Genomic DNA, 26,741 nt, shown 5'->3' with positions numbered 1-26,741 from the left:
CGATGGATGACCGACACTTCACGGCTCGCGACGTACCGCCCCGACCGCGCACGAGGAGGTGATTCCGGGCGGGGGAGCAGTTCCGGTCGCTCCGTTCCCAGTCGCCCCGTTACCGGTCGGAGGGGGTTCGGTGAGGCCGGCGCAGGTGGTGGCCGGGCTCTTGTCCTTGGAGAGGAAGATGGTCTGCGCCATCATCCGGTACCCCGACATTCCCTCGCGCAGCGTCTCGATGGATTCCTCCGGGTGCACCGAGTCGATCACCGCGTTCGGCCCCACCGCGTTGAACTGGTGGGACACCCCGCGCGGGATCTGCATGTCCACCCAGGAGTTCGGCGGCACGATCACGTTGTGCCGGTCCCGGTGCACCCCGGCGGGGGTGCCGGGCAGCGCGTCGGTGAACGTGCTCAGCGGACCGGTCCAGCCCGCCGCCGCGGGGCGCACTGTGATCGGGGACAGGCTGGAGACCCGGATCGTGGTCTCCGGGCCCGTCATCATGCGGACGAACCGCAGCCCGGTGTGCAGGTGCATGCGCGAACATATGTCGCGTTCGGTGGTGTCGTAGAAGTCCATCAGATAGCGGTCGGCGAAGAAGCCCTCGAAGGGGGGCTCCAGCATGAAGACGTCGCCTTCTTCGAATTCCTGCGCCTGTTTGAGCGCACCGGCCGGGGTCGGGCTCGCCTCCTCCGTGCGGTGTGCCGTCCGGACCAGGCCGGCGAGGGCGTCGACCACGGCCAGGGCGGCGTCCGGGGGCAGTTTCACCACCGGGGTCAGCTGGTTCCTGCCGGGGTCCTGGTGCCGCTGGACGTCGAGGATCTCGTCCTCGTGGTCGGGGGACTGCTTCATGCGTACGGTGGTTTCGGTGCGGTGGGTCATCCAGTCGCTCCAGCGCGCTCGTCGGGTCGGGAATCCGGCGGTCCGGAATCCGGCGGTCGGGAATCCGGCGGTCCGGAATCCAGTGGTCCGGAATCCGGCTGTCGTGCTCGTGCCCACAGCACGCCGCCCAGGTCGTGTCGCCCGGCGCGCAGGACCGAGCAGCCCGCGACGGGGAACCCGCGGTCGCGCAGCCGGGTGAGCCACGTCCAGCGGTCCGTCCCGCCGTCCCCGGTGGAACCGTCCAGGAAGGACAGCAGCGGGCCCAGCGGCCACACCGGGCCGTCGGCCGCGGGCCCGTGCGGGAGTACGAGCAGCGAGCCGTCCCCGAAGCGGGCCTCGGTGCCCAGCGGCACGGGCGGTCCCTCGAATCCGTGGCGGGCCGCCACGTCCGCGGTCAGTTCTGCGTGTACTGCCAGGGGCCACTCGGTGAGGAGCGTCCTGTGCCAGCGGGCCTTGGCCCGAAGCAGTTCGGCGTCGTCCTCGTCATGCCAGTGCTCCCGCATGAAGTCGAGGGCACCGAAGACGGCTTCGCCGTCCGCCCGCGGGGAGCGGTCCCCGGGAGAGGCCCACGCGGCCAGTGCGCGCAGGCCGGGGTGCTCCGCCCCCGCGTGGAGCAGGTCGTGCGCGGTGGCCGCCGCGTGGCGCAGCAGCCGTTCGTACCGGGCGGGAGCCAGGCGGCGCACGGCGAGGCCCCGGCTCATCGCGGTGCGCCGAGGCTTACCGGTGGGGGTCGCCAGGAACCCGCCTAACTGGATCGCCGCCGACCGCAGCGGCGCCCGTTCGTACAGTTCGCGTACGGCGGAGACCGGCTGCTCCGCGGCGACCAGACCGATGTCCTGGCCGAGCGTGGGCTCGTCCACCGCGACGGCGGCGAACCGGCCGGACAGCCCGGCCTCGCGCCAGCCGCGCTCGACGTCGAGCGGGTAGTGCTTCTCCCCGCCCCGGTTGATCCGCTCCCCGGCGCGGCCCCGGAGGACCAGCAGGCCGTCCCGCAGTTCGGCCAGGTCGCCGGTGCGCAGCCAGCCGTCGTCGGTGATCGCGGCCGCCGTGGCGGGGCTGTCCTGCCAGTAGCCCGTCATCAGGTCCGGCGTTCTGATCCACACCTCACCGGACTCCAGCCGCAGCTCGGTCTCCGGCAGCGGCAACCCGACCGGGGGCGTGTGCTTCAGGTACTGGTCGCGGAAGTCGGCGTCGTCGAGCCGGGGCATGGTGAAGCTGAAGTTGACCGCCTCGGTCAGCCCGTAGCCCTGCCGCAGGCGCGGGCCGTAGCGGCGGTGGAAGCGGCGGGCGAGGTCGCTGGTCAGCGGGGCGGCCGCGGTGATCAGGTACTCCAGGCCGTCCGGCCAGTGCGGACCGGCCTCCAGCAGGTCCGCCAGCAGGGCGGGCACGATCGAGGCGGTCCGGGCCCCGGTGGCGTCCAGCGCCGCGAAGTAGCGGGCCGGGTCGAAGGCAGCCGAGTCGGAGGCAGCCGGGTTGAAGGCCGTTGGGTTGAAGGCCGTTGGGCTGGAGGTGGTCGGGTCGGAGGCGCCCTGCAGGGTCAGCGGAGTGCCGGTGAGGTGCGTGCCGAGCAGTGACATCACCAGCGCGTTGCAGTGGTACAGCGGGAGGCAGGTCCCGTGGGGGCGCTCCGGTGTCAGTCCGTGCAGGGCCGCGGTCTTGGCGGCGTTGCCCAGGACGGCTCGCCGGCTGAGCATGACCCCTTTCTGCGGGCCGGTGGAACCCGAGGTGAACATGATGAAGGCCAGGTCGTCCGGGGCCGTGTGAGCGTCGGGCAGGCCGGTGCGGTGCGGCCCGCGGACGTCCACCAGGGCCGCCGCGGAGACGCGTTCGGCGGTGCCCGCGACGGCCCGGTCGGTCGTGCGGGGGTGCAGGGGGACCGCTACGAGGCGCTGGTCGAAGCAGGCGAGCAGCACGTTTGCCAGGTCGCGGCCGCTGGGCAGCCGGATCACCACCCGTGCGCCCGCGGGCAGCCCGGCGAGGGCACCGGATTCGCTGCGGGCGCAGGAATCGGCAGGGGCGCAGGAGTCAGTGGGGGCGCCGGAATCGGTGCGGGTCAACGCTGCCTCCTCAGCAGGTCGCGGAGCTGGATCCCGACTTCGTGCACGTGCTGCGGCTGCATCGCCCGGTAGTGGCGCGCGGAGACGTATCCGACGGTCAGGTCGCCGCCGAAGCGGGGCCGCCACAGCTCGTGGTTCGGGACGGGGCGCGGCCCGTCCCCCGTCGCCTCGATGTAGGTGGCGTCGCCGGGGTAGTGCGGGGGCCGGTAGGCGCGGGCGAGCTTGTCGTGGTGACGCGACACCTCGATGACACGGCGGATGTCGTCCTCGGTGAACCGGGCGAACACGCTTCCTTCCCGGCGCAGCAGGGCCGAGAGGGTGGCGAAGTCCAGGCCCGTCGCGGCCCAGCGGGCGTCGTCCAGGCCGGCGGCCGTCAGCAGGACCCGGTGGATGCGCTGGTCGTTGATGGGATCTTCCGGCGCGGCCGCGGCGTCGGCGGCCGTGTCCACCAGGCACAGCGAGCCGGCCGGCTCGCCGAGCTCGTGCAGCCGGACCGCCATCGCGTAGGCGACCAGCCCGCCGAAGGACCAGCCGACGAGGTGGTACGGGCCGCGGGGGCGGACCGAACGCATCAGGTCCACGTAGCGCTCGGCCATCGCTTCGACGCTGCCGGGCAGATCGCTCACCCCGCCGGGTCCCTCGGCCTGGATGCCGTACACCGGGTGGTCCCGGTCGATGTGCCGCAGCAGCCCCGCGTACAGCCAGCTGATCCCGCTGAGCGGGGGCGCGCAGAACACCGGCGCCGCCGGCCCGCCCGTGCGGAACGGCACGAGGTGCGTGGCCTCGTTCTCGGGCGACGCCCGGTTCAGGAGTCGGGTCAACGCGGCGGGGGTGGCCGCTTCGAAGACGTTCCGGATCGTCGGTTCCAGCCCGAGTACGGCCCGTATCCGGTCGGTCAGCCGCGCCGCCAGGAGCGAGTGCCCGCCCAGTTCGAAGAAGTTGTCGCCGGGACCGACCCGGGGCAGGTCCAGCACGTCGGCGAAGAGTCCGCACATGAAGTGCTCGTTCAGGTTCTCCGGAGGCGCCGGGTCTCCGGCGGGGGCCCAGTCCGGTTCGGGCAGCCGCTCGCGCAGCAGCTTCCCGTTGGGGCTGAGGGGGAGCTCGTCCAGCCCGAGCAGGCGGGCGGGCAGCATGTAGTCCGGCAGGTGCTCGGCCAAGTGCGCGCTGACGGAGCGCAGGTCGGCGCCGGCGGGGACGACGTAGCCGACCAGGCGGCGGTCGTCGGCCTTCCGGTCGTGTACGGCCACCGCGGCCGCGTCGACGTCCTCGTGGCGGGCGAGCACGGCCTCGATCTCGCCGAGTTCGACGCGATGGCCGCGGATCTTCACCTGATCGTCGGTCCGGCCGTGGAAGCGCAGGACGCCGTCGGAGGTCCACGACGCGAGATCGCCGGTGCGGTACATCCGGTGCCCCTGCGGCCCGAAGGGGTCCGGGACGAACCGGGCCGCGGTCAGCCCCGGGCGGTGCAGGTACCCCGTCGCCACGCCGGCGCCGGCCAGGTAGAGCTCGCCGGTCACGCCCGGCGGCACCGGCTGCAGCCGGGAGTCGAGGACGTAACACCGGGTGTTCCACAGGGGACGCCCGAGCGGCACCGTGGCGCCCACCGCGCGGCCGGCCGGGTGGGTGGTCGACCAGACGGTCGTCTCCGTCGGGCCGTAACAGGCCAGCAGCGACGCCGTGCGGCCGGACAGCGTCGCGGCCAGTTCCGCGGGTACCGCTTCGCCGCCGATGACCGCGCGGATGTGGCGCAGCCTCTCCGGTTGCCGGGCGACGAGGGCCTGCCACAGCGAGGGGGTCGCCTGCATCACGGTGACGCCGTGCCGGTCGAGCAGCGCGGACAGCTCGTCGGGCTCGCGGAGTGCGCCCTGACCGGCGAGCACCATCGTGGCGCCGGTGACCAGGGGCAGCCACAGCTCGGGCTGGGACATGTCGAAGCCCGCGGGTGCGGCGGCCAGGACCCGGTCGGCCGCACCGACCGCCAGTTGCTCGCGCAGTGCGAGCACCAGGTTGGTCAGCGCGCTGTGGGGCACGACGACGCCCTTCGGCCGCCCGGTGGAGCCCGAGGTGTACGTCACGTACGCCGTGTTCTGCGGCACGACCGCCGGTTCCCGGGCACCGGCGGTGACGGTGAGCCCGCCGTCGGACCGCTCGTCGAACCCGCCATCGACCCCGTCGTCGTTGTCCGCCGTGTTGCGTACCACCAGCAAGGGGCGGGCGTCCGCCAGCAGCGCCGCTTTCCGCTGCGGCGGCAGCGCGGGGTCGACGGGCAGCCAGGCGGCACCGACCGACTGGACCGCGAGCAGCGCGGCGGGCAGGTCCGGGTCACGCCTCAGCTCCAGCGCGATCAGACTGCCCGGCCCGGCTCCGCGGGCGCTCAGCTCCGCCGCGATCAGGGTCACCCGCTCGGACAGCTCCCGGTAGCTGCTCACGCTCTCCCCGTGCCGTACGGCGGGTGCGCCGGGGGTGCGGAGCGCCTGTGCCGCGAACAGTTCGGCCACGGTGGTTGCGGGCACGTCGTGGGCGGTGGCGTTCCAGCGGACGGTCATCTGCTCCCGCTCGCCGGCGACGAGGACCGGGAGGTCGGCGACCGGGCGGTCCGGCTCGGCCACCGCCGCCCGCAGCAGCCGTTCCAGCCGTGCGAGGAGCAGCCGGGCGGAGGCGGGGGTGAACAGTTCGGTGTCGTACTCCAGCTCGCCTTCGACGCCGGCCGCCGCACCGTGGTCGCCGTGGTGCGGGCGCAGGCTCCACAGCAGGTCCATGCGGGAGGCGCCGCCGGGCGCGGCGACCGGCTCGGCGCGCAGCCCCGGCAGGTCGAAGTCGACGGGCGGCGTGTCCTGGAAGGCGAGCATCACCTGGAAGACGGGGTGGGCGGAGAGCGAGCGCGGCGGGTTGACCGCCTCGACCACCGCCTCGAACGGCACTTCCTGGTGGGCTAAGGCGTCGAGATCGGTGGTCCGGACCCGCTGGAGCAGTTCGGTGAACGTCGGCGTTCCGCTGAGGTCGGTGCGCAGCACCACCGTGTTGACGAAGCAGCCGACGGTCTCGTGCAGCGCCTCGTCGTGCCGCCCGGCCACCGGTGTGCCGATGGGGATGTCCGCGCCGGCGCCGAGCCGTGACAGCAGCGCGGCGATCGCAGCGTGCATCACCATGAACAAGCTGGTGCCGGTGGACCGTGCGAGCCGGTCCAGCCGCGCGTGCAGGCCGGCGTCCAGGGTGAAGCCGACGGTCTCGCCGCGGTGCGCGGACACCGGGGGCCTGGTGTGGTCGAACGGCAGCGAGAGCGCCTCGGGGGCGCCGCGCAGCGTCTCGTTCCAGTAGGCGATCCCGGCGCTGAGGTCGGTGCCGTGCTGCTGGAGGGCGTAGTCGGCGTACTGCACGGGGCGGTCGGCCCACTGCGGGGCCTCGCCCGCGGCGCGTGCCCGGTACGCGGTCGACAGGTCGCGGGCCAGGGGAGCCAGTGACCAGCCGTCGGCGGCGATGTGGTGCAGGAGGATCAGCAGCACGTGCTGCTCGGGTGCGGTCTCGAAGAGTACGGCCCGGACGGGGAGTTCGCTGCCGAGGTCGAAGACGTGCGCCGCCGCTTCGGCGAGCAGGCCGGGCAGCTCGGCCTCCGACGTGGTCACTGTCGCGAACGGCGGCGCCTCCGCGCTGCCGATGTGCTGGTGCGGCTCGCCGTCGGTCTCGGTGATGGTGGTGCGCAGGCTCTCGTGGCGGACGAGCACGTCGCCGAGGGCCGCGCGCAGGTGCCCGGCCGACAGGGGGCCGCTCAACCTCGTCGCGAAGGACATGTTGTAGACCGAGTTGGGTCCGGCGAACCGGCTGAAGAACCACAGCCGGCGCTGCGCGGGCGAGAGCGGGATCCGCTCCGGCCGCGCGGCCGTGGCGAACCCGGCACGCGGGGTGCCGGCCGGCTCCGGCAGGCGCCTCGCCAGGTCGGCGACGACCGGGGCGTCGAAGAGTGTACGGATGCTCAGCTCGGAGCCGGTTTCCGCCCGCACCCGGTTGATCAGGCGGGTGGCCAGCAGCGAGTGCCCGCCCAGGTCGAAGAAGCTGTCCTCCGCGCCGACATCGGGGACCCCGAGGGTCTCGGCGAACAGCGCGCACAGGAGCCGTTCCCGCTCGGTCGCCGGCGGGCGGCTCGCCCGCACCGCGGACTCCGGTCGCGGCAGGGCTCTGCGGTCCAGCTTGCCGTTGCCGGTCAGCGGGATCTCGTCGACGGGCAGGATGAAGGCGGGCACCATGTGCGCGGGCAGGACCGTCCGGGCGTACTCGCGCAGCTCGGCGGGTGCCGGCTCTCCCTTGGTGACGGCGTAGCAGAGCAGCCGGCCGCCGTCGGCGTCCGTGTCCGCGAGCACCACGGCGCGGTCCACGGCGGGGTGCTGTTCGAGGACGCGCTCGACCTCCCCGGGCTCGATCCGGTATCCGCGGATCTTCACCTGGTGGTCCGTCCGGCCCAGGTACTCCAGCGTGCCGTCGGCCCGGCGTCGCGCGAGGTCGCCGGAGCGGTACATGCGGGTGCCGGGCGCGCCGAAGGGGTCGGCGACGAAGCGGCTCGCGGTGAGTCCGGGGCGTCCCAGATACCCTCGCGCCACCCCGGGACCGGACACGTAGATCTCACCGGGGCAGCCGGGCGGGACCGGCCGCAGCGCGTGGTCCAGCAGGTGCAGCCGCAGGTCGGGCAGTGCGGTGCCGATGACGCCGGCGGTCTCGCCGGGGTCGGTCAGCTCGGTGTAGGTCGCGTGCACGGTGGTCTCGGTGATCCCGTACATGTTGACGAGCCTCGGCCTGCCGGGGCCGTGCCAGGAGCGGATGCGCGTGGGTTCCAGCGCCTCACCTGCGAATACGACGACCCGCAGGGCGGGCAGCGTGCCCGGCTCCGTCCCGGGCTCGGCTTCCGCTTCGGCCTGCATGAGCTGGTAGAACGCCGACGGGGTCTGGCTCAGCGCGGTGACCCGCTCCCGGGCCAGCAGCGTCAGCAGTTCCCGCGGCGACTTGGCGACGTCGTCCGGCACCACCACCAGGCGGCCGCCGCGGCCGAGCGCCGTCCACATCTCCCACACCGAGACGTCGAAGGCGTAGGAGTGGAACAGCGTGTGCACGTCGTCGTCACCGAAGCCGAACCGGGCGTCGGTCACGGCGAGCAGCCGCCCGACGTTTTGGTGCGACACCACGACGCCCTTGGGCACTCCGGTGGAGCCCGAGGTGTAGATCGCGTAGGCGACGCCGTCGGGGTTCAGGGCCCGGCCGAGGTCGTCCGACGGGTAGCGGGCGGCCGGATCGGTGCCGTCGAGCACGATCTGCGCCTCCGGCACCGCGTCCGGCATTACGAGTGGCTCGGAGGTCACTATGAGTACGGGAGCGGCGTCGGTCAGCACCTGTCGCATCCGCTCCTGGGGGAGGGACGGGTCCAAGGGCAGGTAGCCGGCTCCCGACTTCAGCACGGCCAGCACCGCGACCACGAGGTCAGGGGACCGTCCGAGCACCAGGGCCACCAGGCGTTCCGGTCCGGCCCCGCGCGCGACGAGGAGCCGCGCGAGTCGGTTCGCCCGCGCGTTGAGCTCCCCGTACGACAGGGTGGTGTTCCCGCAGGTGAGGGCGGGGGCCGCCGGCCGGCGGCGCACCTGCTCCTCGAAGAGTGCGGGCAGGGCGACCGGCGCCATCCGTACCCCGGTGTCCGCAGGCTTCTCCTGCTCGTCCCGTTCGTCGGGGAGCAGCAGACCGACCTGCCCCAGCCGCGCCTCCGGTTGCGCGGTGATCCGGTCGAGCAGCGCGCCCAGGCGGTCGAGCAGGCGGCGGGCTCCCTCCTCGTCTAACAGGTCGGCGCTGTGGTCGAGGCGGAGCCGCAGGCGGTCGCGGCCCGGCATGGCGATCAGCGTCAGGGGGTAGTGCGTGCCGTCCCGGCCCTGGACGTCCCGGATGTCGAGGCCGGGCACGAGATCGCGCAGTGCGTCCTCGTCGATCGGGTAGTTCTCGAAGACCACGACGGTGTCGAAGAGTTCGGCGTGCCCGGCGATCGACTGCAGCCGCGTCAGATCGGCGTGCTGGTGGTCCAGCGTGGACAGCTGCTGGGCCCGCAGCTCGGCGAGGCACTCGGCGACCGAGCGGCGCGGGTCCAGGCGGACCCGCACCGGCACGGTGTTGATCAGCAGGCCGATGATGCCTTCCGCACCGGGCAGTTCCGCCGGTCTGCCGGAGACCGTCGCACCGAACACCACGTCGTCGCGGCCGGTCATGGCGCCGAGCAGGATGGCCCACGCCAGCTGGACGACGACGTTGGCGGTCAGCCCGTGCTGCCGTGCCACGGCGTCGATCCGCGCGCTCGTGGCGTCGTCCAGCTCCGCCGTCAGCCGGTGGCGGGCCGCGGCCGAACCGCGCCGTCCCGCGGCGCCGACCAGCGTCGGGCCGTCCACGGAGGACAGCAGCGCGCGCCAGGCGGCCTCGTCCGCGCGGGAATCCCTCGTCGACAGCCAGTCGAGGAAGTCGCGGTACGGCGTGGCGGGCGGGAGCGCGTGGCCGGCGTAGAGCGAGAACAGCTCCTTGATCAGGATCGGCATGGACCAGCCGTCCAGGAGGAGGTGGTGCGTGGTCAGGACGAAGGTGTGCCGCGCGTCGGCGTGGTGCAGCAGGGCCGCGCGGACCAGCGGGGGGCTGGCGAGGTCGAACCGTCTCCTGCGGTCGGCTTCGAGGAAACGCTCCAGATCCTCGTGCGCAGGTATCTCCTGCCATTCCACGGCGAAGTCCGGGACGACCACCTGGACCGGACGCCCCGACGGACCGTGCCGCACGCCCGCGGAGAGCTGGGGGTGCCGCAGCAGGAGGCGGTGGAGCGCGTCGCGCAGCGCGGCGGGGTCCAGCGCTCCGCCGAGCTCGAAGACGAACTGGACGAGGTACGGGTCGGCGCCGTCGTGGTCGTAGAGCGAGTGGAACAGCAGGCCCTGCGCCAGCGGCGGCAGGGGCAGCTCGCCCGTCGCCCGGGCGCGGCCCCGCCGCGTCAGGGCCTCCAGCACGTCGAACCACCGGCGCGCGAGCCCGGAGAGCCGCTCTTCGGTGAGCAGTTCGCCCGGCCAGGACCAGTGCGCCACGAGCCGGGGGCCGTCCGGGAGGTCGGTGATCACCGCGTCGAGCTCCACGGTGTGGGCCATCGCCAGCTTGCCACCGGTGGGCGGGGCGAGTGCCGAGGCGCCGACCGGTACCGCCCAGTCGCCGGCACCGCCGACGTCGAACCGGCCCAGGTAGTTGAACGCGAACTGCGGCGAGGGCCGGGCGGCCAGCTCCGGAGCGGTCTGCGGGTTGCCGTAGCGCAGCAGGCCGTAGGTCAGGCCGGCGCGCGCGGCGTCCCGTACGCAGGACCGCACCATGGCCACCGCGCCGTCCAGCGCGGCCGGATCGGTGTGAACGTCCGCCCAGGAGCAGCCGGGATCGAGCACCACGGGGCACAGGGTGGTGAACCAGCCGACCGTGCGGGACAGGTCCAGGTTGGCGGCGAATTCCTCGCGCCCGTGGCCTTCGAGGTCCACCAGCAGGGCGTCCGGTCCCTTCCGCCAGTCGGCGGCGGCCAGGGCGAACGCGGTCAGCAGCAGTTCGTGCACCGAGCAGTCGAAGGCCGCGGTCGCGTCGCTCACCAGACGCGCGGTGAGCGCGCCCGGCAGGGTGACGGAATGCCGGCGCCGGGTGTCCTCGGTGTCCACTGCCCCGTCCAGCGCACGGTCGGCGACGGGGGGATCCTCGGCTACCGCCTGCCACCGGGGGAAGTCCCCGAGGACGGACGGATGGTGCGCGTACTGGACCAGCGCCTTCGCCCACTGGGGGAAGGAGGTTCCCGTCGGTTGCAGCTGCGGTGTGCGCCCGTGCCGTACGGCCTCCCACGCGGTGCGGAGATCTTCTTGGAGGATCCGCCAGGAGACGCCGTCGACGGCGAGATGGTGCACGGTGAGGGTCAGTTCGCCCGGTTCCGCCGGCCCGGGGTCCCGCCAGCTGGCGCGGACCACCTGGCCGTTCCCCGGGTCGGGCATGGTGCCGGGCCGGCTCAGCTCGACGGTGGCGTGCGGCAGCACTTCCAGGCTCCACAGCCCGTCCACCGCTCTCAGTGACAGGCGCAGCATGCCGTGGTGGTCGACCAGCGCCTGCACCACCGCGCGCACCTGCGCTTCGGTCATGCCCGCCGGAGTGCGCAGGGTCAGGGACTGGACGAAGCCGTCGACCGGGCCGCCGCGTTCGCGCAGCCAGTGCATGACGGGCGTGAGCGGGACCGTGGGGTCGTCCGCATCGCCCAGCGCGATCCTGTGCCCCGGTTCCGGCACCGCTCCGATACCGTCGGCGAGCGCGGAGACGGTGGGCGTGCGGAACACGTCCGGGGTGCTGACGGCCAGGCCGGCTCGCTGTGCCGCACCGGCGAGCTGGATCGCCTTGATGCTGTCGCCGCCGAGCTGGAAGAAGTCCTTGTCGAGCGGGACGCTCTCCAAGCCGAGGACCTCGCCGAACAGCTCGGCCAGTCGCTGCTCGACGGCGGTGCGGGGAGCCCTGGCCACGTCCGTGTGCTCGGACTCCGGAGCGGGCAGCGCGCGCCGGTCGAGCTTGCCGTTACGGGTCAGCGGCAGCCGGTCCACCGCCACCACCGCCGACGGCACCATGTACGGGGGCAGCCGCTTCGCCACGCCGTCGAGCAGCCGCGTCGTGTCACCGGACGCGGCCACGTAGGAGACCAGCCGCCGCACCCCCGGCCGGTCCTCGCGCAGGATCGTCGCGGCCTGCCGCACCCCGGGCTCGGCCAGGAACGCGGCGTCGATCTCCCCCGGCTCGATCCGGTAGCCACGGAGCTTGATCTGTCCGTCGGCCCGACCGGCGAACTCCAGCCGTCCGTCACGGTTCCAGCGGGCCAGATCGCCCGTGCGGTAGACGCGGGCGCCGGGCGGACCCGACGGGTCCGGCACGAAACGCTCGGCGGTCGCGGCCGCCTGACCGAGGTAGCCGCGCGCGACCCCCGCGCCCCCGAGGTACACCTCGCCCACCACGCCCGGCGGTACCGGCCGCAGCGCGTCGTCGAGCAGCAGCACCCGCTTGCCGTCCAGCGGCGTGCCGATGGGCACCGAGCCGGCGTCCTCCGCCAGGTCCCCGACGGCGCACCTGGTCCCGAACACCGTGGTCTCGGTGGGCCCGTAACCGTTGACGACGGTGAGCTCCGGCAGCGCGGATCGCACGGTGCGCACCGCCGCGGGGGACACCACGTCACCGCCCGTCCAGACCTGGCGCAGCCCGGCCAGACAGGCGGGGTCCTCGGTGGCGAACGCGTCGAACAGCCCGGCGGTCAGCCACAGCCCGGTGATCCCGGTGGCGGCCGTGATCCGGGACAGGGCTGCCGGATCCAGCCTCTCCGGCGGGGCGACGACCACCTCGCCGCCGGTCAGCAGCGGCACCCACAGTTCCAGGTTGAACGCGTCGAAGGCCTGCGGCGAGTGCAGCAGCACTCGTTCCGCGCCGCCCTCGGACCACCACCGGTCGGCGGCGAGCGCGGCCAGGTTGCCCTGGGTGATGGCGACCCCCTTGGGACGCCCCGTGGAGCCGGAGGTGAACATCACGCACGCCAGCGCGTCCGGGGTTGCCCAGGGCGCCTGGGTGTCCGGTGTCGCCAGGGGCGTCGGCGTGTCCGGTGTCGCTTGGGGCTCGTCGGCCGCGGCCGCGGTTCCCTGAGCTGCCCGTACGTCCAGCTGCCGCACACCACGGTCACGTGCCGACGTGACGATGCGGTCCCCTTCGGTGGTCCGGTCGGTGAGCAGCACCCGTGCTCCCGCGTCGGACAGCACCGCTTCCTGCCGGGAGACCGCGTCGTCCCGTTGCAGGCAGACATAGGCCGCGCCCGCCTTCACCACCGCGAGCGCCGCGACGACCAGGTCCACCGATCGTTCGAGGAGCAGCGCGACGGTCCGCTCCGGGCCCGCGCCGGCCGCGGAGAGCGCGGCGGCCAGCGTAGTAGCCAGCGCCGAACTCCGCGCGTCGAGCTCGCGGTAGGTCAGCCGCTCCCCGGTCCCGGCCGAGCGGACCGCGATCGCGTCGGGCGTGCGGGACGCCTGTGCGGTGAACCGGCCGACGGCGGTGTCGGCGGACGCGGGCGCCGGACGCGCACCCGTTCCCAGAGCGGCGGCGTGCCGGCGCTCCCCGGCCGTGGACGCAGCCACCCGCGCCGGAGGTGTCTCCCGGTCGGCCTCCGTGACCTGCCGCAGCACGTGCAGGAAGCGGTCGGCGACGTCCTGCAGCAACTCCTCGCTGTGGTTGCCGGGATTGGCGTCGAAGTCGAGGCGCAGCACGCCGTCGCCACGGTCGTAGGCCACGATCGAGAGGTCCTCGGACGGCGGCGCCTGCAGGTTGTGGGCGGTAGCTGTCACCGGACCGAACCGCAACGGCCGGTCGAAACGCTGGATGTTGAGCACCGGGCCGAAGAACTTCCGGCCGTCCTCGGGATAGCCCAGCTCGCGTCGCAGGTGCTCGCCCCGGTACCGCTGGTGGCGGCGCACCAGCCGCAGCTCGTCGGCGACCTGGTCGAGCAGGGCGCCGAAGGGGGCCGCCGGATCGACGTGCAGCCGCAGGGGGAGGACGTTGGCCGACATCGCGGGCACGGTCCGGGCGAGTTCGGCGGGACGGCCTGCGACCGGCAGGCTCAGGACGACATCACGGTTGCCGGTCACTGCGTGAAGGAAGACGGCCGTCGCCGCCGTGAGCAGCCGGGTCCAGCGGTGCCCGAGTCGCTGCGCGCCGTCCCGCAATCCGGCGAAATCCGCTGCTGGCAGCACCTTGGTCAGCCGTAACGAGCGGGCCGCGGCCGGGGCCGCATGGGTGCCGAGGCTCAGGAAGTCCGGCCGCCCGGCCAGGCGCTCCAGCCACCAGTCCCGGTCCGCGGCGCGTTCGGCGGCCTCCCGGTAGGCGGCCTCGGCGTCCACCAAGGGCCGGAGGCCTGCCCAGCCGCTCTCAGGAACGGCGCGCCCCTCGTACAGACAGCTGTAGACCTCGGCGACACGTTCGGCGAACAGGGCCATGCCCGCCCCGTCCAGAGCGATGTGGTGAACCCGGTGGTACACCAGCGTGCGGTCGTCGGCCACCCGCAGCACGGCCCCCAGGAACAACGGCCCGGCGTCGCTGCCCCCGGCCTTGCCCAGCTCGGCCCGCATCCACTCCAGCGCGGCGGCGTCCGGGGCGGGGGATCCCCGGAGGTCGACCACCTCGACGGTGTGTTCCGGGTCGCGGAGGAGCCGTTGCACCGGTGAAGAGCCCGTCGTATCGACGATGCGGACGTTGACCGCCTCGCAGTCGGCAGCCGCCCCGGCGACCGCGGAGGCCAGGAGAGCGACGTCGGTATCGCCGTCGAGGACGAGGTATTCGGCCCATTGGTAGGCGCCGGGACGGCTGTGCCCGGCACGCTCCGCCAGCCAGACCCCGAGTTGAGCCTCGGAAAGGTGTAATTCAGGACAGCCTTCGGGCATGAGTATGAGCATCCCTATCGGTCTTGCCGACGTGACGCCGGCGACTGCCGTCGGATGTGCGCGGTTGATCAAAGTGGCCCGCTCCATCGAAACACAGCAGGCAATGGGAGAGTAAAGGCGCGGCAATATGGTCTATCTCACGTTTACTTGAAGACGTCTCCGACGTGCGGAAGGGAGAGCGAGGAACTCGCCGTCCCGGAGGCCGCCATACGTCGATTGCCGCCGCGGGAAGGAGAGAACCGGTGGACACCGTGCGCCGGGGCGTGGGAATGTGCAACGCGGTGGTGAGAGGTATCGCGTAGACGGGGCGGGCCAGTTGTTCTGCGTCCTTGCCGCCTGTGGTGTCAGGTTCAGCAGAGTGGGATGGTGTGGCGCACGGGCCCCGGGCGGTGGGTTCCGGTAGTCGTTCGGGTTCCCGGCAGGCGTTCAGGTTCTCCGTCGGCCACTGTTCCGTTGTTCCGTCACCATGATGAAGAAGTCGGACTCGCTGAGAGGGAGTGACCGGATGAGCAGCAATCCGTTCGAGGACCCGGACGGCGCATACCTGGTCCTGGTCAACGACGAGGGACAGCACTCGCTGTGGCCCTCCTTCGCCGACGTTCCGGCGGGCTGGCGGACCGCCCTGGAGGAGACCACTCGCGAGGCGGCACTCGAGTACGTCGAAACCCACTGGACTGACATGCGCCCCAAGAGCCTCGTTCAGGCCATGAAGGACTCCAGCCCGTCCTGACCGCGCCGGGCGAGGCCCGTGCCTACGGTGAGGGCGTGTGCGGTCACAACATCTCTCCAATGCTCCGCCGGAGGTGTGCTGCCATTTCGGCCCGCTGTTCCGAGGTATACGTCAGGACGCCGTGCTCGGACATCAATGCGTGGAACTGCTGCTGGTCGTAGGGAACGCCCGGTGGAAGGCCGGCGATGTGCCAGTGCAGGTGCGCGTTGCCTTGCCGGCTTCCCAACGACAGCAGGTACGTCCGCTCGGGCGCAAAGACGCGCTCCACCGCGAGCGCCACGGTGTGCACCACCCGCATCAGCCTCAGGTAGGCGGTCTCATCGAGGTCACGGACCACGTGCTCGACGTGTGCCTTCGGTGCCACGAGGACCTTGCCCGGCAGCGTGGGCCACCGGTCCAGGAAGGCCACGTGCTCGTCGTCTTCGAAGACGGTTTCGTGAGCGAAGTCCGGGTCACCGCTCAGGAAGGCGCACACGAAACAGGGGCCGCTCTGCGCCCGTGCGGAATAGGCGGCCAGATCCATCGGCTGCCGCTGCGCCCGGTCCGCCGGCTCTCCAGGAACCTCCTGCGCCCCTTCCTCGACCGTGACCGGCTTGGCCGGCTCGCCGGCACTCCCCACGCCCCTGAATTTCCCCAGGCCCACAGCTGCCCCACCCTCCTGTCGAGCTCCTGCCCGTCGATGAACCGACGCGAACCACGTCTCAGCAGTTGCACACCAAGGACGCAGAGGCGTGCTTTTCCGGCCGTCTCGGCTTCTGGGGGCGTGCCTGGGGGACTCATGGCGCATGAGCCCGCCAGGGGTACGTAGCATGTACATGACGCGCACGACGCGACCGAGAAGAGCCCCGACACGCCGAGGCGGCTGTTCCTCTGGGCCGGGTATTTCTGCAAGAAGGAAGAACACATGCACTGCCGCTCCAAGGTCCTCTACGGGATGTTGACCACCGCATTGGGAATCGCGCTCACCGCCTGCGGCGGTAACGGAGACGGAGGCGGTTTGGAAGCCGGCGCTCCTCAGGAGAGCGCGGCGGAGAGCGGGAGTGGGAGCGGGAGCGGCAAGGCGAGTCCGGCCGTGAAGGCGGAGTGGAGTCCTGCTCTGGCGATGGGGCAACCTGCTCCGGGCCTGTACGAGACCCAAGTCTCCGGGGGCGGGAAGTTCCAGGTGACGGCTACGAAGATCGTCAAGGGGACCCCGAAGCAGTTGAAGGACGGCCACTACATCGATGCCGACCGGACTCTGGAGGGCGGTACCCCGTACTTCGTGTACGTGACGTACACGCTGAAGGAAGGAAAGCCGAGCGTAGTCAATTCCGACCTCAATTCCCATGCCGTGATCCTCGACGAGAACGGCGAAAAGGCGGCGGAGCGCCCCGTCGTCCACACGGGCTATGTCGAGGGCGGCTGCCCGGTGGGGCAGATCTACTTGGGCTGGGACGTCGGTGAGACGCGCACTCGGTGCTCGATCTATATCGCGAAGGCGGGGTCGCCGCAGCCGGCCCGACTCGCGTGGAACCTGAACGCGACGACCGCCGACGACTACAAGAAGGGCGTCTCCTGGGGGTGGACCACCACCCAGTGACCGGATGCAGGGCGGACTCGAAGCCAGGCGAACCCCGTCCACCGGTTGTTGAACGGGCTGCCTCAGAGTCCCTTGCAACGCGGGAAAGCCCCGCGAAACCGCAAGGAATGAGGTTCCCATGCGTCACATCGCCTCCCGCCTGCTGGCGACGGCCGCCGTGGCCGCGATCGGGCTCGGCGCCCTCGGCGCCGGCACCGCCTCGGCCGCCGAGGTCGGCGTCAACGCCGCCCGGAGCACCCAGGTCAAGTTCCACAACGGCACCGGCTGCGAGCTGAACCGCCAGAGCTACGGCCTCGACCACGGCATCTGGAGCCAGGGGCAGGAACCGCCGACCACCGTCTACAACACGTGGGACGTCTCCTGGCAGTCGGAGAGCAACGGGTTCATGACCGGCACCGAGGGCTCCGTCACCTACCGGACGTCCAATTGCGAGGAGGACTGGCGGAACGGCCGGACCATCCGGTTCCACTGGAACAACCCCTACGTCGGCAGCAACGGCTACGACACGAACGGCACGGACAACACCTTCCGCAGCGTCATTGAGGGCGGCGGCGGTGACAACGCCCTGGTTATGTGGGGCGAGTACAAGAACTGACCAGCCGGTTCACGCGCCGGGCGTTCCCTGCGCCCGGCGCGCTCGACGGCCATCCGCCGCCGGCGCTGCCCCTCCCGAAGGAATCTCGGCGGGCTCCGTGTGGCGGCGTCGGGTCTCGGCTGCTCCCGGTCCGCCACCTGGCGAAGCGGGCGGGCGGCCGGCACATCTCCTCGGGTATGAAGGCGGTATCGGAAAGCGCCGCTGAGGACTGGCGGACGCGGCGTTTCTGCCACCATGGCCGCGCCCTGGAGAACGCAGGCCTCTGCCTGACCCGGCCGCTTGTTTCGAAATGCGTCATCACTCTCTTGAGTGATGGCGACGCGTCCGATTGACCGTCAATATGGTCTATGCAGCGCTGTTCGAGAACGGCGTACGAACTGAGCTGTTGCTGCCTGTCTGCAGATGGATTCAGCTTGAGTGATCCTGCCGGCGAGCAGGCGTGGCTCCCGCAGTGCAGGTTTCTTCGGGGCAGGCAGTACCTGTTGAGTCCAACCCCCGGGAGAGGCTATGGCCTTTAGCAACGTCGGGCCGGTCACTGCACTGGCCCCTGGTGCTTCCACTACGTGGACCTTCGACTTCGGCGGCGCCGATCGAGGGGTCCAGCTCGGTTTTCCCGACGTCAAGGCGTCCGGAAACGGTCCGACACGCATCGGGTTCAACCACGGCAAAAGGAAGGACGGCAACGGGGTCACCTCGTACAGCGTGGTCATCCAGAACGTGGGAAACCAAACGGGATTCCACAACCTCCAGGGAGGTGGGCTCGTATGAAACTCACGGTGATCACTTCGGAGAGCGGTGACGTGGTGGCCGTGCAGTACGGGCACGCGTCGGACCGGCAGGAGGGCATTGCGCACGCCACCATCACGGCCGGCCCGGGGCAGCAGCTGCACGAAGTCGATGTACCCGAGGTGTCCGATTCCATCAGCGCCCAGGAACTCCTGGACCACGCGGCCGCGCACCTGAACGCGTGAGCGTGCGGCACCGCGAAGGTGTCAGCCCGGACGGTGAGCTCGGGACGCTGCAGGACTTCCCGACGAATTACCGCCTGACCCTGCGGAGGAAGTGCGAAAGGCCTGGATGCGGAGCGGCTGGCCCGTCGGGCGGTTCCGCCGTCGACGATGTCGTTACTCGGCCTGGTGCGGCACCTCGCCGAGGTGGAGCGGGGCTGGCGCAACTGAATCAGCCGTGGCGATCCGCTGCCGAAGTTGCACAGCGCGCGTGACGCGGGCTTCGACGGAGACGTCGCCGAGCAGGCCGTGGTCGACGCGGCCTACGCCGATCTGGAGTGCGAGCAGGCCGCGGCCGACACCGCGCTCGCCGAGTACGCGGACCTGGGCGAGCGTGCGGGCAGGGAAGGCATCGCTATGCCGCCTCTCCGTCCGTCCCGACACGGTGTGCGGATTCCCTCCGGCGCCGTCACCTACGGTGCATAATATGTCCACATTTACGAAATATGTGAAATGTGGAGGAAGCCCCCGATGCTTGTGGCCACCCGGCAGTTCGACCCGCAGGGGTGAGCGAGACCCGCCAGGGTACGGTGCCGGTCCTGGAGCTGGACGACATCCAGGGCACCGTGCTGCGCCGCCGCCCGGACGACTACTACGGCGTGTACTTGCTGTACCGGATCGAGGACCCGGCCGCGACGAAGCGGTCGCTGCGCGAGGTCCTGCCGAAGGTCACCAGCGCGGTGGACTGGGAGCGGCCCCGCCCGTTCACCCTCAATATCGCCTTCAGCTACCAGGGGCTGGCCCGGCTGGGCCTGCCGGAGGACTCCCTTGCCTCCTTCTCCGAGGAGTTCCGGGCTGGCATGGCCGCCCGCAAGGAGGTGCTCGGCGACCTCGGTGCCAATGACCCCGGCAACTGGGTCCCCCCGATGGGCGGCCCCGACGTGCACATCGGGGTGATGATCATCGCGAGAGCCCCCGAGGGCCTGCGCGAGCCGGTGGACGCGGCCGGACGTCTGGCCGGGGTGAGCCTGATCTACCGGCTCGACGTCGGCGTCCCGGTCACCGGGCGCGAGCACTTCGGGTTCCGGGACGGCATCTCCAGCCCGTACCTGGTCGGCAGCGCCGATCAGCCGCTGCCCGGTCAGGACGCCGTCCAGCCGGGCGAGTTCCTCTTCGGCTACCCGGACGAATCCGGGGCGTCGCCGAAGGGACCGGCCCCGGACGTGCTCAGCCGCAACGGTTGCTACCTGGCCTTCAGGCAGCTGCGCTCCGACGTCGCCGGCTTCCGCCGGTACCTGCGTGACAACGCCCGCTCACCCGAGGACGAGGAACTGCTCGCCGCCAAGTTCGTCGGTCGCTGGCGCAGCGGCGCGCCGCTCGCGCTGGCGCCGGACCACGACGATCCGGAACTGGGCGCCGACCCGATGCGCAACAACGACTTCCGCTACCAGGAAGACCCTCGGGGCCTGCGCGTGCCGCGTGGCGCCCACATCCGGCGCGCCAACCCGAGGGACAGCCTCACGGACACCGTGGTCGAGACCGGAATCCATCGTGTGCTGCGACGGGGCGCCGCGTACGGCCCGCTGCTGCCTGAAGGGGTCCTTGAGGACGACGGCGTGGAGCGCGGGATCATCTTCGTCTTCATGGGCGCCAGCCTGTCCCGTCAGTTCGAGTTCGTACAGCAGGTGTGGCTCAACGGCGGTGACTTCGCCGGCCTCGGCACCGAGCAGGACCCGCTGGTCGCCAACGGCGACGGCAACGGCGTGCACACCATCCCGGCCCGGCCGGTCCGCCGCAGGCTCACCGGGCTGCCCCGGTTCGTGACCATGCGCGGCGGCGAGTACTTCTTCCTGCCCGGCCTCGCAGCGCTCAAGTGGCTCACCACGCTGCCCGACCCGGCCGGGGACCCGGCCACCACGCGCCCCTCACAGAGACCGGAGGACGACAGGTGACGCCGTCCAAGATGAACTTCTCCCCGGTGCGGTACTCGGCCGATGTCGCCCCACCGGAACCGGACTTCGACCGCCACCTGCAGCAGGCCATCGAAGTCATCGAAGACTTCGAGAAGGGCTCGGTGGAGAGCGAGGGCGAGAACCGCGCGGTCCGCTTCGCGCACGCGAAGGCGTACGGCCTGGTGCGCGGCACGCTCGAGATCCTCGACGGCGTCCCGCCCGAGTACGCCCAGGGCGTCTACGGCAGGCCCGGGACGCACGACGTACTGGTCCGCTACTCCAACGGGCTGTCCCACCTCGGCGCCGACCGGATGCTCGGCAACGTCGTGGGCATGGCCGTCAAGGTCTTCGGGATGGACTCCACCACCACCCTGCCGGACGAGGCCGCGAGCCGCACGATGGACTTCAACCTGATCAACGGGCCCATCTTCTTCTGCAACACCGCGGCCCACTACACCTTCCTGTCGAAGCTCTTCATCGACCTGCCGAAGTACCGGCTCGACGGCCGCCGGGGCAACCACCGGATGTACTACGACTGGGTGACTGGGTACGGCACGCTGCCACCGGAGGAGTGGGCCTGGGACGAACTCGGCGCGCTCCTGCGACTGGGCGCGCGGGCCCGCTGGCAGAACCTCCTCCTCAGCTCGTTCTTCTCCATGGGCGCGGTGCGCCACGGCGACTACATCGCCAAACTGCGCATCCGTCCCACGGACGGGTCGGCGGCCGGCGTGGAGGCCCGCGACCTCGACCCGGCGAACCGGGACGAAGTCTTCCGGCCTGCCCTGATCAGCGAGCTCGCCCGGTCCGAGTACGAGTTCGACTTCCAGGTGCAGCTGTGCGCGTCTCTGGAGACCATGCCCGTCGACGACCTGACCGTGGAGTGGGAGGAACACGAGTCCCCGTTCGTCACGGTCGCCAGACTTCGCTTCCCCCGCCAGGACATCGCCGGCGAGGACAACCTCACTGCCGCCGACGCGCTCTCGTTCACGCCATGGCGCTGCCCGCCGGAGCACGTGCCGATCGGCCCGATCCAGGCCGTCCGCAAGGAGGTGTACCGGCGCTCCTCGGTGCTGCGTCACGAGCTGAACGGCCAGCACCGCGCCGAACCGGCTGCGGCATCCGACGTGCTTCCCGACCGGTCCTGACGTCTCCCGCCGAATCCCGCTGAATCCGCCGAATCCTGTGGAATCCCGTGGAACCCGTCGAACCCGTCGAACCCAGTCGGAAAGGAACCCAGATGTACGACTTCGACCCCGCGACCTACCAGCCGATCTCCCCGGACGTACCGGTGGAGGAGATCGCCAAGCACTTCCAGGGCCCCCGCTCGCAGACCGACGGTGTGGGCCTGCGGGCAGTGAACCGGTCCGAGTTCACCCTGATCGCTCCGGTCATCCAGCCCACCGGGCCCGGCGTTTTCCGGGAGCGCGCCGAGAAGGCCTGCATCGAGGCGCCCTACTGGGAGGGCCGCATCGGGACCGTCCACGACCTGCGTGTCGCGCTCGTCAACGACGGCCAGCAGATCCTCTTCTGCGCGACCTACAGCGACGAGTTCAAGCCCTACGTGGTCGACGTCATCCGTTTCGCCACACCCTGGATCGACTACATGTTCACCGACGTCGCCGTCGGCTACCCGGGCCTGGCCTCCGACGACGCGATCCCTTACATCGCGAAGTACCAGGTGCAAGCCGACGTCTGGTACGGCGGCCCCAACCCGGAGGCCAGCCCCAAGGACATCGCCAAGAGCCTCGCCGTGGCCGCCGCGTTCGACAGCCTCCTGGACGCCGCTCAGGACTGACCGCCCCCGCCGCCGGGCGTTGCGATGCAGCCCTCGACCGCACCGGACCGGACTGAACTGGACCAAACCGGACTGGATCCGCCCGGCCTGGCTCGGCCCGCCGAACAAAACGCCGTCGGCTGACCTCAACACCACGGCCCACTCTCAGTGATGGGCTGAGCAACCGCTTGGCTCGCCCTCGGAGAAGAGATCATCATGTGGGTATGTCTGAGAACCAATCCTCTGCAGCATCGACCGTCGTGCGGCTCTCTCGGTATACGAAGGCGGAGCAGGACGAGATCCTCGGTGACGGCGATGATCCCTTCGGCGTTGCCGCGACCGGCTTGACCTGGCTGCCCAAGGAAGAACACTTCGGCATCAGGCGCGGTGACCGGCTTGTGGCGCACGCCGGCCTGCTGCGGCTGCCTGTTGCGATCGGCGGCGCCGAGACGGACGTGGTGGGCGTCGGGGGAGTGGCCGTCGCCCCGGACCTGCAAGGCCAGGGGCTTGCCCGGCTCGTTGTCGCAGCGGCACTCGACCATGCGCGCACGATGGGTCCTGAGCACGCGCTCCTGTTCTGCCGGCCTCCCCTCGTGCCGCTGTACCAGCGCCTCGGATGGCACCCGCTCGACAAGGACGTGCTCGTCGAACAACCGGAATCCCGCTTGGTGGCCATGCCGCTGCGGACCATGGTGACGCCCCTGCGCGACAACGCGCACTGGCCTTCAGGGCCGGTGCGGCTGCGCTCCCTCCCGATGTGACAGGCCCCTGCACTCCGCCCAACGGCTTGCCGTGCGTGCGCCCTTCGGCTTTAATAAATGAACAGGCATTTATTAATGGGGGTGGAGGCCGTGGCAGGACGCCCAAGAGGTATCGATGACGCAGCGATCTTGCGGGCAGCGGTGGACGTGATGGGCCGCACGGGCCCGGCAAAGCTGACGCTGGCCCTGCTGGCGAGGGAAGTCGGCTTGGTACCGGGCACGCTGGTCCAGCGGTTCGGTTCCAAGCGCGGTCTGCTGCTGGCACTGGCCGAGCACACGGCGAAGGACGCCGACGCGCTGTACGAGGGCCTACGCGCCGAACACGACTCCCCGCTGGCGGCGCTCGCGGCACTGGTCGTCGAAACCTGGGCTGCGGCGGCCACCACCCCCGAGGCGTTCGCCAACCACCTCGCGTTCCTGTGTGCGGATCTGGATGACGCACAGTTCCGCGACTTCGCCCTCGCCTCCCAGCAGGCACAGTCCCGCTGGATCGGCGAGCTGCTCGATCACGCCAAGGACGCGCGCGAACTGAGGCCGGACACGGACACCACCGTCCTGGCCGCCACGGTGCAGGCCACCACGATGGGCGCTGCCGTGCTTTGGGCGGTCGACCGACAGGGCGCCCTCGCCGAACGGCAGCGCACCGCCCTGGACTCCGTCCTCGCCCCCCACCGCCTCACCCCGTGACCTCCGTTTCCCCTTCTCCAGCAAGGAGCCAGACCATCATGACCACCTCCACCGCTCCCGAAGCCCCTGAGCGCGCCTTCCGTACCCTCGTCTACATCGGCACGAGCCTGGACGGATTCATCGCCCGCCCGGATGGTGACATCAACTGGCTCAACGAGCGCGGCGCGCAGGCCGGCGACATGGGGTACGACGCGTTCATGGCCGGCATCGACACCCTGGTGATGGGCCGCAACACCTACGAGAAAATTCTCACCTTCGGCTTCTGGCCCTACGAAGGCAAGCGCGTGGCCGTCCTGAGCACCCAGCTGACAACGGACGATGCGAACGTCACCGTCCACCACAGCCTGGACTCACTCCTGGAAAGCCTGACCACCGAGGGCGCGAAGAACGTCTACGTGGACGGCGGACAGATAGTCCAGACGTTCCTGCGCGAAGGCATCCTCGACGAACTCATCATCACCACCGCCCCGGTCCTCCTGGGCACGGGCATTCCCCTGTTCGGCCACCTGGACCACGACATCGACCTCGCCCACCGGGAGACCCGCACCCTCGGCGCAGGCTTTGTACAGACGACGTACGCCGTCAACCACAGCCCGGCGGCCGCGAACGAGGGCTGAGGCCGGAGCGGCTCCCGCCTGGCGCGCGGTCATGCTGGTCGTGGATGCGTGACAGCTGCGATCCATCGGGGGAGCCGGTGCCTGCGCAAAGGTCGTCAGCCGTCGAACTTTGCGCAGATCGCGTAGGCATTGAACGCGCTGATGACGTCCGCGTCGTTCCGGACGCCGAGCACCCAGGCCGTGAAGTCACTGCCCCGCGGGAACGACCTGAACGGGCGAATCCCCGGGCGCCGCCTGGGCGGCGCAGGCGCCGCTGGGCCACCTGAGGCTGATCCGGCGGCAGGCGCGGTGTGCAGGCGTTCTGCCCCCGCCAGGTCCAGTGAACGGTGGGGGTGTACCGCCCGGTGCGCGCGTATCCCGGCGATGACGCGGCCGGCGACCTGGCGGAGACAGGTAAGCGCCGCCCCGCGTCGACCGCCCGTACCCCGTTTTGGACCAAGTGGACCCCTATCGACTTTGCTGGTCCGACAATGTCCTGGTAGCCAAGGACACCATGCAGGCGAAAAGACGCTGACTGATCGACACTCACCGGCAGGCGGCGGAAGACACGGGAGCTGGCATGACCGATCCGCAGACGATCCTCTGGCAGGCACGCCAGGGACCCGTACCGGCGAATTGGCGAGTCTTCACCAAGAAACGGGGGAAAGTCTCCGGCTTCTTGCGCGGGACATCGCACGACCCGGACCCGCTGCTGGTGATCACCCTTGACGGCGCCATCGAATACGTAAGCGAACGCAAGCCGCTGGAGATAGTAAATTTCCACGACCTGGCCGGGATAGCGTTGCGCGTGGAAGGACACAGCTTCTCCGACAGCTCCATCGTGACTCTTACGGTTTGGGTCGACCTTCACCACCGCGACGGCAGAAAGACCAAGTGGAAATCCGCGTCCTTCGCGGACGACACGCAGGCGATTCAGGGTTTCATCGAAGCGTACGGCGCACACAAGGAACTTCGAGGGCGCTGAGGCGGGTCACCGGACCACCCGCCCGGCTCGCAGCGCTCGCCGTGCGCCTGCGCCCGTGCCTATGTTCAGGACAGTCGACCTATTCGAGGAGAGGGCGCATGGCCGGTCTCGTACGCAAGAGCTTCGCTTCACCGGAGGAAGTGCGCCCCTTCGAGGAGGGCAAGGGGCGGCTGGAGATGGTGGACGTGGGCGCCGGGCCGGTGGGCCGGGCGACATTCGAGCCCGGCTGGCGGTGGTCCCAGCATGTCAAGCCGATCGCCGGCACCGACAGCTGCCAAGCACCCCACCTGGCCTACGTCGCCTCGGGCCGCATCAAGGTCGTCATGGATGACGGCCAGGAGGAGGAGTTCGGCCCCGGCGACTGCATGCTCTGCCCGCCCGGTCACGACGCGTGGGTCGTCGGCGACGAGCCCTGCGTCGTCATCGACTGGCAGGGCTTTGCCGACTACGCCAAGCGCAAGGCGGGGTAGGCGGTTCGTGACGACCGCCTCACGAGCCGCCTACCCCGACGACGCATCGGTCAGCGGCCGGCGGCCGCATCGACCGCTCTGAGCAGGCAACGGGGCGTCAGCCGAGGCGACTCCGTTCGACCTCGTCCCACCACCGTCCCGGCCGAAGGCGCACGAGCCCCCCTGGATTCGCCGAATCCAGGGGGGCTCGTGCGTGCCGACGCCTGTCCAGCCTTCCGGCCCCGCGCATCGGCGCTGTCAGTGGCAGCTGGCATCATCGACTGCCAGCCGGAAAGATCAAGGAAGGGCAGCAGCCGTGCACGAAGTGACCAGCCACACGGTCAGTGAGCAGCAGATCGTCCAAGCACTGGAGGACATCTCCCGCCGGACGTTCTACCGCTATCACGACCTCCGCTACGGCTACATGTCCCTGAAGGGGCTTCGGGAGATGCGCGAGGAGCTCCTCGACCACGTCGCCGCCCGCACCACCAAGGATCCCGCGCTGGACGAGCCGTTGCGCAAGGCGTTGCTGACCGCGGCGGAGTGCTCCCTGGCCATGCTGAGCGTCGGCTGTTTCCCCGACGGTGATCAGGAGATCCGCCTCCCGCTCATCGACGAAAACCTCACCAGCGGCGAAAGCACCTTTGGTGACGGTGTCATCGAGCAGGCCCCCACGGCCCACACATGGTGGGAGACCTTCGCGATGTGTCTGGTCAGCGGCCAGGTCTGGGAATGGCGGCGGGTGACCGGACTGCTCCTGCGCGAGGACTACGCGCCCGCGATCCGTGACGGGGTGCCGTACTCGACGCTGACCTCGGTATCGGATCCGGCGGACGTCGCCGCGATGGACGCGCTGTGCAACTACCTCGCCGAGGCGAGCGGACACCTTCCTCGCGACTGGCCGACCGTGCCCCTTCGCCGGCCCGACGCCGACGAGCGCGCTGAGGCGGCCCGTCACCTGGACGCGGCCGGCCCCCTGACACCGGACCAGCGCCTCCTTCGCGTGCTCCTCGACGACGACCAGCACGCCTTCGAAGAAGCCCTCGTCGCCCGGCTCACCGAACACCGGGAGAGCCTGGGGTCCGACCCCGCCCCCAGAACCCTGCTGCCGCTCGGCCCCCTGGCCCTGGCCGCCCTTGCGGTCCAGGTACACGGGTGGGAGCTGAACCTCCGGTCCGGCTACCTGCCGGACAGCATCCTGGGCTCCCCGCGGGCACTGCAGGAAGCGGCGGCCGCCGGCGAGAACAACCTGGGCGGCTGGGCCGCCAAGTAGCCGGACCGGCCA

General features: G+C 71.0%; 17 protein-coding genes and 1 pseudogene. 14 read left to right on the top strand and 4 right to left on the bottom strand.

Annotation, left to right across the window (positions count from 1 at the left end; genetic code table 11):
* Positions 1–18: 18 nt before the first annotated feature.
* Genes NQU55_RS25885 through NQU55_RS25875 form a run of 3 tightly spaced genes read right to left on the bottom strand, consistent with a single transcriptional unit; the run spans position 19 to position 14,401 of the window.
* Positions 19–873: a hypothetical protein gene (locus NQU55_RS25885; protein WP_206330070.1), complete on the bottom strand. Its 855-nt coding sequence runs from the start codon at positions 871–873 to the stop codon at positions 19–21.
* Positions 870–2,930: a class I adenylate-forming enzyme family protein gene (locus tag NQU55_RS25880; RefSeq protein ID WP_240976953.1), complete on the bottom strand. Its 2,061-nt coding sequence runs from the start codon at positions 2,928–2,930 to the stop codon at positions 870–872. Before NQU55_RS25880 ends, NQU55_RS25885 begins: the two co-directional genes overlap by 4 nt.
* Positions 2,927–14,401, bottom strand: a complete 11,475-nt coding sequence (locus tag NQU55_RS25875; protein WP_256791255.1) for a non-ribosomal peptide synthetase — start codon at positions 14,399–14,401, stop codon at positions 2,927–2,929. Before NQU55_RS25875 ends, NQU55_RS25880 begins: the two co-directional genes overlap by 4 nt.
* A 505-nt stretch (positions 14,402–14,906) precedes the next feature.
* Between NQU55_RS25875 and NQU55_RS25870 the strand changes: the two genes are divergently transcribed.
* Positions 14,907–15,131, top strand: a complete 225-nt coding sequence (locus NQU55_RS25870) for an MbtH family protein (protein WP_256791254.1) — start codon at positions 14,907–14,909, stop codon at positions 15,129–15,131.
* Positions 15,132–15,174: 43 nt separating this feature from the next.
* On the opposite strand, the gene NQU55_RS25865 is transcribed toward NQU55_RS25870, so the two are convergent.
* Entirely contained in the window at positions 15,175–15,750 is a 576-nt protein-coding gene (locus NQU55_RS25865; RefSeq protein ID WP_256791253.1) for an HIT family protein, read from the bottom strand.
* Between the two features lie 285 nt (positions 15,751–16,035).
* Here NQU55_RS25865 and NQU55_RS25860 point away from each other — a divergent pair, with 285 nt between their 5' ends.
* The 13 genes and pseudogenes from NQU55_RS25860 (at position 16,036) to NQU55_RS25800 (ending at position 26,729) form a co-directional block, all read left to right on the top strand.
* Complete coding sequence (locus tag NQU55_RS25860; protein WP_256791252.1) at positions 16,036–16,710, top strand: hypothetical protein; 675 nt, start codon at positions 16,036–16,038, stop codon at positions 16,708–16,710.
* Positions 16,711–16,828: 118 nt separating this feature from the next.
* On the top strand, positions 16,829–17,305 hold the full coding sequence (locus tag NQU55_RS25855; protein ID WP_256791251.1) for a hypothetical protein: 477 nt from the start codon (positions 16,829–16,831) through the stop codon (positions 17,303–17,305).
* A 764-nt stretch (positions 17,306–18,069) separates the two neighbouring features.
* Positions 18,070–18,276: a hypothetical protein gene (locus NQU55_RS25850; protein WP_256791250.1), complete on the top strand. Its 207-nt coding sequence runs from the start codon at positions 18,070–18,072 to the stop codon at positions 18,274–18,276.
* Positions 18,273–18,681, top strand: a pseudogene (locus NQU55_RS25845) (mycothiol transferase); the annotation flags it as partial. The gene NQU55_RS25850 and the pseudogene NQU55_RS25845, both read left to right, overlap by 4 nt.
* A 137-nt stretch (positions 18,682–18,818) precedes the next feature.
* Entirely contained in the window at positions 18,819–20,204 is a 1,386-nt protein-coding gene (locus tag NQU55_RS25840; RefSeq protein WP_256791249.1) for a Dyp-type peroxidase, read from the top strand.
* Positions 20,201–21,349, top strand: coding sequence for a catalase family protein (locus NQU55_RS25835; RefSeq protein WP_256791248.1), 1,149 nt, complete (start codon positions 20,201–20,203; stop codon positions 21,347–21,349). The genes NQU55_RS25840 and NQU55_RS25835 overlap by 4 nt, the downstream gene beginning before the upstream one ends.
* 92 nt (positions 21,350–21,441) lie before the next feature.
* Complete coding sequence (locus tag NQU55_RS25830; RefSeq protein ID WP_168095946.1) at positions 21,442–21,999, top strand: hypothetical protein; 558 nt, start codon at positions 21,442–21,444, stop codon at positions 21,997–21,999.
* Positions 22,000–22,202: 203 nt separating this feature from the next.
* Positions 22,203–22,739, top strand: a complete 537-nt coding sequence (locus NQU55_RS25825) for a GNAT family N-acetyltransferase (RefSeq protein ID WP_168095945.1) — start codon at positions 22,203–22,205, stop codon at positions 22,737–22,739.
* Positions 22,740–22,868: 129 nt separating this feature from the next.
* Positions 22,869–23,426, top strand: coding sequence for a TetR/AcrR family transcriptional regulator (locus tag NQU55_RS25820; protein WP_240976921.1), 558 nt, complete (start codon positions 22,869–22,871; stop codon positions 23,424–23,426).
* A 38-nt stretch (positions 23,427–23,464) separates the two neighbouring features.
* Entirely contained in the window at positions 23,465–24,043 is a 579-nt protein-coding gene (locus NQU55_RS25815; protein WP_168095944.1) for a dihydrofolate reductase family protein, read from the top strand.
* Between the two features lie 559 nt (positions 24,044–24,602).
* Positions 24,603–25,007, top strand: a complete 405-nt coding sequence (locus tag NQU55_RS25810; RefSeq protein ID WP_256791247.1) for a hypothetical protein — start codon at positions 24,603–24,605, stop codon at positions 25,005–25,007.
* A 98-nt stretch (positions 25,008–25,105) separates the two neighbouring features.
* Positions 25,106–25,477: a cupin domain-containing protein gene (locus tag NQU55_RS25805; protein ID WP_058043657.1), complete on the top strand. Its 372-nt coding sequence runs from the start codon at positions 25,106–25,108 to the stop codon at positions 25,475–25,477.
* Positions 25,478–25,772: 295 nt separating this feature from the next.
* Complete coding sequence (locus NQU55_RS25800) at positions 25,773–26,729, top strand: immunity 49 family protein (protein WP_256791245.1); 957 nt, start codon at positions 25,773–25,775, stop codon at positions 26,727–26,729.
* The last annotated feature ends 12 nt before the right edge of the window (positions 26,730–26,741 follow it).

Origin of the sequence: Streptomyces telluris, assembly GCF_024519335.1 — a bacterium.
Taxonomy (GTDB): Bacteria; Actinomycetota; Actinomycetes; order Streptomycetales; family Streptomycetaceae; genus Streptomyces; species Streptomyces telluris.
Note: the sequence above shows the minus strand (reverse complement) of the source record. Positions and strands in the feature narration are given on the sequence as shown.